The organism is Mesorhizobium sp. M7A.F.Ca.CA.002.05.1.1 (genome assembly GCF_003998335.1).
GTDB lineage: Bacteria > Pseudomonadota > Alphaproteobacteria > Rhizobiales > Rhizobiaceae > Mesorhizobium.
This window is the reverse complement of the sequence record NZ_RZQI01000703.1, coordinates 1-3,196: the sequence shown is the minus strand read 5'-3', so window position 1 is coordinate 3,196 and position 3,196 is coordinate 1. Positions and strand designations below refer to the sequence as shown.

General features: G+C 65.0%; 3 protein-coding genes. All 3 read right to left on the bottom strand.

The features are described 5' to 3' along the window. Nucleotides 1-493: DUF6101 family protein (locus EN939_RS26965; protein WP_127270792.1), on the bottom strand; the 493-nt coding region annotated here is incomplete at its 3' end. Nucleotides 494-679: 186 nt separating this feature from the next. Further along, nucleotides 680-2,110: an FAD-binding oxidoreductase gene (locus EN939_RS26960; protein ID WP_127270791.1), complete on the bottom strand. Its 1,431-nt coding sequence runs from the start codon at nt 2,108-2,110 to the stop codon at nt 680-682. A 9-nt stretch (nt 2,111-2,119) separates the two neighbouring features. After that, entirely contained in the window at nt 2,120-3,094 is a 975-nt protein-coding gene (locus EN939_RS26955) for an L-threonylcarbamoyladenylate synthase (RefSeq protein ID WP_127270789.1), read from the bottom strand. Between the last annotated feature and the right edge of the window lie 102 nt (nt 3,095-3,196).

The following is a 3,196-nucleotide window of genomic DNA, read 5'->3' as shown; positions in this document are numbered from 1 at the left end:
GGAAACGCGGACGGCGCGTGTTCGAAATCCGCCCCTTGCGCCGATCCTGCGGCGGCAGCGTCTTGATGGCGGCACCGAGCGATTCTTCCAGGGTGCGGGCAACGCCGTCCGATTCGATCAGCAGCATCGGCAGACGGTAAGCGTCGGCCCAGGCGCGCCAGTCGGCTGCGACATCGTCGAGATCGTCGGCCACCAGCAGCGGCACCGACAGCATCGGGTCGTTGTGCAGGAGTTCCAGGGTCACCGTGACATTGCCGTCCGGATCCTCCATGGCGCGGGCGGCAACGCCGCGGAACGCATTGGCGGGCAGAACGATGATCGCGGGCAGGCCGCTCATCTCGAGCAGGCGGCGGATCACGGCGCCGCGCTGGTCGATGGTGAAGGTTACATCGCCGTAGTCGTCGCGAGTCGCGTAGCTCACCACTTGCGGCAGGCGAAATGGGTCGAGACGCATGTTGCGTCCCGCCCAGACTGGCTTCAGTCCGGTGTTCATAGAGTGGCCTTCCTGTCTGTCTCCTGAGAGCCGGTGTCCGGTTCTCTCCGGGCCGGTTTTTCCAGCCTCGTTTGTATGGAGACAGTAGCGCGGGCTCCTTACCGCCCCGCTTAAGAAAGTCGGTTAAATTTTGCTGATCTCAGGGATGGTTATCGGAATCCCACCAGCCGCAAGATGTGGAAAGGATCAGATAACCTTACCCGGATTCATGATGCCGGCCGGGTCGAAAGCGGCCTTCACCCTTCGCATCAGATCGATCGCCATTGGCGGCGCGGTGGCGATCAGTTCGTCGCGCTTCAACTGGCCGATGCCGTGCTCGGCCGAGATCGAACCGTGCAGGCTGCGCACCACACCGTGCACCGCCTTGTTCATGGGGTGATAGAGAGCGAGGAACGCCTCATCATCGCCGTCGACTGGCCGCGAAATGTTGTAGTGGAGATTGCCGTCGCCCATATGACCGAAGCAGACCACGCGGGCGCCTGCACTTACCGACGCCACGGCGCCGGCGGCTTCTTCGATGAAGCGCGGGATCGATGCAATAGGCACCGAAATGTCGTGCTTAATCGAGGCGCCTTCCGGCTTCTGCGCCTCGGGCAGCAGCTCGCGGAAATTCCAGAAGGCATCCCCCTGCCCGAGGCTCGCCGCAATGACGGCGTCGCCGACGAATTCCTGTTCAAGGCCGGCCGAGAGCACGTCCTCGATCAACGCCCGCGAATCCTCCGACGAACGGCCTGATGAAATCTGCATCAGCACATACCACGGCCAGTCCTCGATCAGCGGCCGCACCACGCCCTGGGCATGCGCCAGCGTGAAATCATATGGCCGCCTGCCGATCAGTTCGAAAGCGGTGAGCGCTGCCCCGGCACGGTCCATGGCCAGGCTGAACAGCGAAAGTGCTGCCTCGGGTGACGAAAGGCCGGCGAAGGCGACTTCGCGCCCCTTCGGCTTCGGGAACAGCTTGAGCACGGCGGCGGTGATGACGCCGAGCGTACCTTCGGCGCCGACGAACAGGTTTTTCAGATCGTAGCCGGTGTTGTCCTTCTTCAGCTTGCGCAGGTCGTCGAACACCTCGCCGGTCGGCAGCACCACCTCGACACCGAGGCAAAGTTCGCGCGCATTGCCATAGGCAAGCACGCCGGTGCCGCCGGCATTGGAGGAAAGATTGCCGCCGATCTGGCAGGAGCCTTGCGCGGCCAGCGACAGCGGAAACAGCCGGTCGGCGGCGTCGGCTGCCTCCTGCAGCGTCTGCAGGATGACGCCGGCCTCGACCGTCACCGTGTTGGACAGGACATCGATCTCGCGGATGCGGTTCAGCCGCGACAGCGACAGGACGATTTCGCGCCCGGACCTGTCCGGCACCTGGGCGCCGACCAACCCGGTGTTGCCGCTTTGCGGCACGATCGGCGTTCCCGTCTCCGTCGCCAGCCGCATGATCCGGCTGACTTCGTCGACACTGCCCGGGCGCAGCACCAGCGATGTCGCGCCGTGCCAGAGCCCGCGCCGCTCAATGAGGTAAGGCGCGATATCGCGCTCGTCGCGGAGCGCATATTTGTCGCCAACGATCGCCGCGAAGCGATCGATGAGAGCGGAATCGAGTGTCTCTGTGATTTCGGTCATGGGGGAAAACTATGGTGTGGGCTGCGTGATGTCACGAGGGGCGGCGGCACGCGACAGCCGATCGTTAATGGCTTCACCGAGCCCGTCGAAGGGAATACGCTCGACGGCGATGGTCTGCGCGCCGCAGCGGTCGAGCTCCTGCATATAGGCAAACAGATTGCTCGCCGCTTCGCGCAGGTCACCGGTTTCGGATAAATTGAGGAAGGCTTCGGCGCGGCGCCAGCCTTGCGCCCTCTGGCTGCCGAAGCCTAGCAAAGCCTCGCCCTCGCCGACCGTGCCGGCATTGAGCCGCATCGCAGCACCTGGCGCATAGTGCGAGGCGAGCATGCCCGGCGCCTCGACGCCGGCGGCGCCGCCGCGCAACAGCTCCATGCCGATAGCCGCCTCGATCTCCTCGGCGGCGATGCCGCCGGGCCTCAGCAGCCGCAATCTGTCCCCTTCGGCCTTGAGAATCGTCGATTCCAGCCCGATCGGCGTCGCGCCGCCATCGACCACCAGCTTTATGCGCGTGCCGAGATCCGCCGCTACCGCTTGCGCGGTCGTTGCGCTGATTTTGCCGGATGAATTGGCGCTGGGCGCTGCAAGCGGGCGGCCGAGCCTGGCGATCAGCTCGCCACCAAAGCCCCTCGGCATGCGCAAGGCAATCGTATCGAGCCCGGCGGTGACCAGCGGATGGATGCCGTTGCCGGGCCGTTGCGGCAGCACCAGCGTCAGCGGACCTGGCCAGAATGCCAGCGCCAGTTTCCTGGACAGCGGATCGAACAACGCGAGGCGCTCTGCCATCGCCATATCCGCGACATGGGCGATCAGCGGGTTGAAGCGCGGGCGCCCCTTGGCTTCGAAGATGCGTGCGACGCCGATGCCGTTGGTGGCGTCGCCGGCCAGCCCGTAGACGGTTTCCGTCGGGATGGCGACGACATCGCCTTCCATGAGCAGCGCCAGCGCCCGCTCCAGCGCCTCGCCCGAGCCAAGTATTTCAGCCACTCTCGTCACCTCACAGATGCGGGGTGCGTAGTACGATGGCGGCCGTTGGGCAAGCCGCTGTTGGGTAACCTATTGTTGGCGAGCAGGAGCATTGGCGATTTA